At 75.3% G+C, this 7,453-nt stretch carries 3 protein-coding genes; 2 read left to right on the top strand and 1 reads right to left on the bottom strand.

What is annotated here, in order from left to right; translation table 11 throughout:
• Nucleotides 1-240 precede the first annotated feature (240 nt).
• Nucleotides 241-3,009 carry a YbhN family protein gene (locus ACFWP3_RS34675; protein ID WP_384229151.1) on the bottom strand — a complete coding sequence of 923 codons (2,769 nt, stop codon included), beginning with the start codon at nt 3,007-3,009 and terminating at the stop codon, nt 241-243.
• Between the two features lie 158 nt (nt 3,010-3,167).
• Here ACFWP3_RS34675 and ACFWP3_RS34670 point away from each other — a divergent pair, with 158 nt between their 5' ends.
• Nucleotides 3,168-3,527, top strand: a complete 360-nt coding sequence (locus ACFWP3_RS34670; protein WP_384229149.1) for an MGMT family protein — start codon at nt 3,168-3,170, stop codon at nt 3,525-3,527.
• Nucleotides 3,528-3,764: 237 nt separating this feature from the next.
• Complete coding sequence (locus ACFWP3_RS34665) at nt 3,765-7,370, top strand: UvrD-helicase domain-containing protein (RefSeq protein ID WP_384229160.1); 3,606 nt, start codon at nt 3,765-3,767, stop codon at nt 7,368-7,370.
• Nucleotides 7,371-7,453 lie beyond the last annotated feature (83 nt).

Genomic DNA, 7,453 nt, shown 5'->3' with positions numbered 1-7,453 from the left:
CCTCAAACGCCGGCGAGGCTGGGGTGCCTCCTGCGCGGGCGACACCAGGCGAACCCAGCCCTGGGTGACGCGCCGGAGCAAATCGGCCGCACCTGGCAGACGGCGGGAGCCAATTCAGCCCCGCCGGCGTTTGAGGCGCGGGGTCTGGGGCGGAGCCCCAGGAGGGGTCCGGGCGGAGCCCGGGGCCGCCGCTCGGCGCAGCCGGGGCCGCCCCCGTAACCCGTACACCCGAGCCGGAGGCTAGATGGCTTCCTTGCGCGTCAAGAAGTTGAACGCCACCCACCCCGGCAGCACCGGCAGCCAGAAGGTCATCGTCCGGAACAGCAGCACCGCCGAGAAGGCCACGTCGGACTGCAGCCCCACCGCGACCAGCCCCGCCGTGAGCGTGATCTCCACCGCACCGATACCGCCCGGCGTCGGCGCGGCCGACCCCAGCGCGTTGCCCGCGAGGAACACCACCGCGATGCTCGCGTAGCTGATGGCCTGGCCGTCCCCGAACGCCCGGATCGAAGCGTCCAGGCACATCACGAAGCAGCCCGTCAGCAGCAGCATCCCGCCGATGCCCGTCGCCAGCTTCTGCGGCCGCTGGAGCACGTCCAGCATGCGCGGCACGACCCCGGCGAACAGTGCCCGTACCCGCGTCACGACGAACTTCCGCATGAACGGCACCGCCGTCACCACGAGCACCAGCACCGCCACCGTCAGCAGACCCGCGATGACCGTCCGGGACGGGGTCATCTCCGGGGTCTTCTCCGTCCCCGTCAGATAGCCGAAGGACAGCAGCAGCAGGATGTGGCTGGCCAGACCGAACAGCTGCGAGGCGCCCACGCTCGCGACCGCGAGCCCCGGCCGGATCCCCGCCCGCTGGAGGAACCGCGTGTTCAGCGCGACACCGCCGACCGCCGCCGGAGCCACCAGCTTCACGAAGGACCCGGCCACCTGGGCCACCACGGTCCGCAGGAACGGCACCCGCTCGGGCACGAAGCCCAGCAGGCTCATCGCCGCCGCGAAGTAGCTCAGCGCCGAGAACGCCAGCGCCGCCCCGACCCAGCCCCACTCCGCCTTGCCGATGATCGTCGCGAAGTCCACGTGGGCCAGCTGCGTGAGCAGGAAGTACGCAGCGAGCGCGCCCGCGATGAACGACACCAGCGTGCGCGGCCGGATCCGCTCCAGCCGGGCCGGTTCCACCGGCGCCTGCGGGCGGATCAGCAGCACCTGCCCGCGGATCTGGCTCAGCAGGTCCTCCTCGCGGGCCCCGTCCAGGGCGTCATCCAGCGCCTTCTTCTCGGCCTTGCGGTCCGCGGCCGGGCTGGTGGCGGAGGCGTCCGCCCCGCGCGCCGCCTTCGCCGCCCGCGAGGACTCCAGTACGGCCTCCCGCTGCCGGTCCGCCCGCTCCCGGGCCAGCTTGCGCAGCGTGGCCCGGGTGGAGCGGCTCAGCGCGATCGGCTGGAGCAGCGGCAGGCAGTCCGCCACCGCGTCCGGGCCGAGCACCGACACCGCCGAGTCCACCGCCCGCTCCGCGCCGACCCGCAGGCCGAGCGTGGTCAGCAGCTGGGCGATGTCCATCCGCAGCACCAGGTCGCCCGCCGCGATCTCGCCGCCGCGCAGGTCGGTGAGGATGATCGTGCCGGAACGATCCACCACCAGGGCGTCCCCGGTCAGCCGCCGGTGCGCGATCCGCCGCGACTGCAGGGCCCGTACCTGCTCCCAGGCGTTGCGGCTCAGCTCGTCGGTGATCTCCTGGTCGGAGAGGGAGTCCAGGGTGCGGCCGCCCAGGTGCTCGTACACGAGCATCACGGCGTCCGGGCCGAGCTCGGAGGTGGCGATCAGCTTCGGCGCGTTCGCCCCGGCCGCGATGGCGGCGTACGCGAGCAGCGCCTCCTGCTCCAGCGCCTGGCGCAGCGACTGCAGGCTGCGCCGGGTGGTGATGCCGCGCAGCGTGAGCCGGCGCCAGACCCGGTAGAAGAAGCCCTGGGCTTGCTGCTCGCGGTCGACGACGGTGACGTCGAGCGGCGGGCCGTCCTCCAGGGTGACGTGGTAGCGCCGTCCGCGGTCGCTGACCTCGGAGGCCTCCGCGCCGCTCTCGGTGACCTCGGCGCGCATCGCGCTGACCGGCCGGAAGCCGACCCGGCGCAGTCCGGCGAGGAGGGTCTGCCCGGTGGGGCGCACATTGGGCGAGCCGACGGCGTACAGCGTCCCGTACGCGACGCTCCAGCCGATCAGCACGGTCAGGATGATCGAGAAGGGTGTGGTGTAGCCGCTGACCAGCATCGTGAACGCGTCCATCAGCAGGACCACCCACAGCGCCACGCGCCAGCGCGGCCGGCGGGTCATCCCGACGGCCGTCATGTACGCGATCACGGGCGCGAGGTAGCCGTGCACCGGATCGGTCAGGGCCCCGCCGCTGCCGGCGGAGCGGGTCAAGGCGTCCTGGATGGTGCCCGGAGCGGCTTGCGAGACCCACAGGTCGGTGGCGAGCGTGACCCCGTGCGCGAGCACGGCGGCGAGCACGCCGTCGGCGATGCGCAGGCCGTCGCGTTTGATCAGCCGTTCGATGGCGAAGGCGACCGGGAGTAGCAGCACCGCGATGCTCGACACCAGCGCGGCGACCTTGATCAGCAGGTCGGGCGCCTGGCCGGTGCCCTTGTTGATGTCCTCCTCCAGGCCGACGGTGGTGCCGTGGGCGAAGGCGGCGATGGCGAGGACGACGGCGATGCCGAGGATGCCGACGAGCAGGCGTACGAGGTCGGAGGGGCGGTGCACGCGGGCGGCGAGCAGCGGTTCGTCGACCTCCACCTGGTCGGCGGCGGTGGGAGCGTGCCCGTGCGGGCCCTCCGGCTCCGCTCCGCCGTCCGCTCCGCTGCCGGATCCGGTCTCGGATCCGCGCTCGGATCCGCGCTCGGCTCCGGTCTCGGATCCGCGCTCGGACAGGGGTCTGGGCCGGGGGGCGGGGCCGTCGTCTGGGCGCGTCGCGTCGTCGTCCGCCGCCGCGCCGTCCGGAGGGCTCACACCCTGCTCCTTCGTCGTCACTTCCGTCTCTTCTTGATCACGTATCACCAGTCACCGCCCGCAAGATGGTGGCACGGACCGACCTGCGCGCGGGGCATCAGGGTGCGCGCCGGTACGGAACCTTGTCTTCCGCCGCTCGGCGGCCGCCGTGCTGCACCATGGGCCGAATGAGCGAGGAGCTGCCCGCGTACGCGGAGCACGTGCTGGAGGTGGCCGAGCGTATTCCGCCCGGCCGGGTGATGACGTACGGAGACGTCGCCGAGTGGCTGGGCGAGGGCGGACCGCGCCAAGTCGGCCGCGTCATGGCCCTGTACGGAGGGGCCGTGCCCTGGTGGCGGGTGGTGCGCGCGGACGGCGTACCGCTGCCCGGCAGCGAGCGCCGGGCCCTGGAGCACTACCGGGCCGAGGCCACCCCGCTGCGCCTGACGGCCGGCGGCGAGCCGCGGCTCGACATGCGCCGGGCACGCTGGGACGGCGGCGAAGAGCGCGACGGGGACCGCGACGAGGCTCACACCTGACAGCTTCGGCCATGCGCGGTCCGGGCGGGCGGTCGAGCGCCCGTGCGAAGGCCCGTCCGGGGGACGGAGACGAACTGCGCGGGATCGGCCGGTTGCCGTAGCGTTGCCTCTTCCGCTCCGGCCGCCGCCGACGCGGTGCCACCCGAAGACCCACCAGGACCGGCAGCTCACGTGATCACCTCTCCTTCCGACCGCACCGAACGGCGGCGTACGCGGACCCCTGACGCGTACCGCCTCGTGCGCACCGGACCGGAACGGGTGGGCCCCCCTGTCCTTGACGCAGCACAGCGCGCGGTGGTTGATCACACCGGCGGACCGCTCCTGGTCCTGGCCGGACCGGGCACCGGGAAGACGACCACCCTGGTCGAGGCCGTCACCGCCCGGGTGGAAGCGGGCACGGACCCCGCCCGGATCCTCATCCTCACCTTCAGCCGCAAGGCGGCCGTGGAACTGCGCGACCGGGCCGCCCTGCGGCTCGGCGGCGCGCGGGCTCCGCAGGCGACCACCTTCCACTCCTTCTGCTACGGGCTCGTCCGCGCCCACCAGGACACCGACCTCTTCGCCGATCCGCTGCGGCTGCTGTCCGGCCCGGAGCAGGACGTGATGGTCCGCACCCTCCTGGAGGGCCAGCGCCGGATCCGCTCCATCCGCTGGCCGGACGACCTGCGGGCCGCGCTGACCACGCGCGGCTTCGCGGACGAGGTCCGCGCCGTTCTGGCCCGCGCCCGCGAACTGGGCCTCGGCCCTTCGGCGCTCGACTCCTTCGCGACCCGGACCGGCCGCCCGGACTGGAAGGCGGCCGCGGCCTTCCTCTCCGAGTACCTGGACGTCCTGGACATGCAGGGCACGCTGGACTACGCGGAGCTCCTGCACCGGGCGGTGCTCCTGGCGGAGCGCACCCCGTCCCTCGCGTCCGCGTACGACGTGATCTTCGTCGACGAGTACCAGGACACGGACGCCTCGCAGCTGCGGCTGCTGCGGGCGCTGAACGGCCCCGCGGGCACGCTGGTCGCCTTCGGCGACCCGGACCAGTCGATCTACGCCTTCCGCGGCGCCGACATCAACAACGTGCTGGACTTCGAGTCGGCCTTCCCGGGCGCGGAGGTCAAGGCCCTGACGGTGGGCCGCCGCTCGGGCGCGGCCCTCCTCGCGGCGACCCGCCTCCTCACGACCCGAATGCCGCTGCCCCGCCTCCCCGCGGCCGCGGTCCGCGCGCACCGCGGCCTCCAGGCCACGCGGGAGGGCGGCCGGGTGGAGGTGTTCACGTACCCGACGGCCGGGGCCGAGCTGGACAACATCGCCGACGTCCTGCGCAGGGCCCACCTGGAGGACGGCGTGCCCTGGCAGGACATGGCCGTACTGGTCCGCTCGGGCGGCCGCACCCTCCCGGCGATGCGGCGCGCCCTGATCACGGCGGGCGTCCCGGTGGAAACGGACGGCACGGACACCCCCCTCCGCCACGAACCGGCGGTGGCCCCCCTCCTGACAGCCCTCCGCACAGCCGCCGAATCGGCCACCACCGAGTCGGCCCCCGCCGAGTCGGCCCCCGCCTCACCCGACTCCGGCACCGAGCCCGCCACCGAGCCCGCCCCGGCCCGACCCGGCTCCGCCGCGACCCAGCCCGCCGCAGGCGACCCCGGCTCCGCCGCCGCCCGGCCCGTCGCCGGTGACTCCGGCACGGCCGGGCCCCGTACCGGCGAGGCCGCCGCCGACGCCGACGCCACGGCCGACGGCTTCGATCCTGGCCAGGGCGATCAGCCGTCGGTGTCCGCCGACGCGGCAGCGGTCGGCGCGGGCGCCGCAGGCGGCGATGTGGGCGAGCTTGCTCGCGACTTCGGGGTGGGTGGGCGGGAAGCATCCCCCGACGCCGAGCCCGCCCCGGACCGGCCCGGCTCCGCCGCCGCCCGGCCCGTCGCCGGTGACTCCGGCTCCGGCGAGGCCCCGCCCGCCGCGGGTGAGGGCGGTGGGTTCGGGATGGGGGTGGAGGCTGCCATCGGGCTGCTCGGGTCGCCGCTCGGGGGGATGGACGCCGCCGATCTGCGGCGGCTCGGCCGGGCCCTGCGGGAGGAGGAGCGCGCCGCAGGCGTCAAGGTGCCCGCGCCCAGCGACGTCCTGCTCGCCCGCGCCCTCGCCGAGCCCGAGCGGCTCACCGCCCACGACCCCGCCTTCGCCCGCGGAGCGCAGCGCCTCGGCCTCCTCCTGCGCAAGGCCCGCGAGCTCCTCCAGGGCGGCGGCACCGCCGAAGAGGCCCTGTGGACGCTCTGGGACGGCACCCCCTGGCCCCAGCGGCTCGAGCGCTCCGCCCGCCGCGGCGGCGCGGCCGGCCGCAACGCCGACCGCGACCTCGACGCCGTCTGCGCCCTCTTCGACACCGCCGCCCGCGCCGAGGACCGCACCGGCGGCCGCGGCGCCCTCAACTTCCTCGAACAACTGGAGGCGGAGGACATCGCCGCCGACACGTTGACGACCCGCGCCGCCCGCCCCGACGCGGTCCGGCTGATGACCGCCCACCGCTCCAAGGGCCTGGAGTGGTCCCTGGTCGTCGTGGCCGGCGTACAGGAGGGCCTCTGGCCCGACCTCCGCCGCCGCGGCTCCCTCCTCGAGGCCGACCGCATCGGCCGCGACGGCCTCGCCGAGCCCCTCACCCCCGGCGCGCTCCTCGCCGAGGAGCGCCGGCTCTTCTACGTCGCCGCCACCCGCGCCCGCGACCGCCTCGTCGTCACCGCCGTCAAGGCCCCGGCCGAGGACGGCGACCAGCCCTCCCGCTTCCTCACCGAACTCGGCGTCACCCCGAAGGACGTCACCGGCCGCCCCCGCCGCCCCCTCGCCGTCCCGGCCCTCGTCGCCGAGCTGCGCGCCACCACCGTCGACCCCGACGCCTCGCCCGCCCTGCGCGACGCGGCCGCCCGCCGCCTCGCCCGCCTCGCCGCGCTCACCGACGACGAGGACCGCCCGCTGGTCCCCGCCGCCCATCCGCAGCGCTGGTGGGGTCTGTACGAGCCCACCCGCAGCAGCGTCCCGCTGCGCGACCGGGACCGGCCCGTCGCCCTCTCCGGCAGCGCCCTGGACCAGCTCGCCAACACCTGCTCGCTCCAGTGGTTCCTCGGCCGCGAGGTCAAGGCCGACGCCCCCTCCACCGCCGCCCAGGGGTTCGGCAACGTCGTCCACGTCCTCGCCGACGAGGTCGCCTCCGGCCGCACCCCCGCCGACCTGGCCGTCCTCATGGAACGCCTCGACTCCGTCTGGGACGCCCTCGCCTTCGACGCGCCCTGGAAGTCGGCCCAGGAGAAGGAGAACGCCCGCGCCGCCCTCAAGCGGTTCCTGCGCTGGCACGTCACCGACCGCGGCGGCCGGGCCGCGGTGGCCACGGAGCACGAGTTCGACGTCACCCTCGAAGCGGGCGACCACACGGTCCGGATCCGCGGCTCCATGGACCGCGTCGAAGCGGACCCGCAGGGGCGCGCGTACGTCGTCGACTTCAAGACCGGCAAGTCCGCGCCCACCAAGGACGAGGTCGCCCGCCACCCCCAGCTCGCCGTCTACCAGCTCGCCGTGCGCGAAGGCGCCGTCGACGAGGCCTTCGACGGCCTGCGCCCCGAACCCGGCGGCGCCGAACTCGTCCAGCTGCGCCAGGGCGCGCCCAAGAAGGACGGCGGCGACGAGGTGCCCAAGGTGCAGGGCCAGCAGCCGCTCGACGGCGAGTGGGTCGGCGACCTCCTCGCCACCGCCGCCGGCCGGGTGCTGGACGAGCGCTTCGCACCCGCCGCGGGCAAGCACTGCGACCACTGCTCCTTCCGCAGCTCGTGCAGCGCCCGCCCGGAAGGCCGCCAGACCGTGGAGTGAACCCGGCCGGCGGGGCGGCCGGGGGCCCGGCGGATGCGCGGCTGGACGGGCGGCCGGACGAGCGGCCGGACGGGAGTGTCGGT

Origin of the sequence: Streptomyces sp. NPDC058525 (assembly GCF_042719495.1) — a bacterium.
Classification (GTDB): Bacteria; Actinomycetota; Actinomycetes; order Streptomycetales; family Streptomycetaceae; genus Streptomyces.
Note: the sequence above shows the minus strand (reverse complement) of the source record. Positions and strands in the feature narration are given on the sequence as shown.

Coding starts and splice junctions, on each gene's coding strand:
- ACFWP3_RS34670 (WP_384229149.1), top strand. CDS start 3,168: ATGGGCCGAATGAGCGAGGAGCTGCCCGCGTACGCGGAGCACGTGCTG.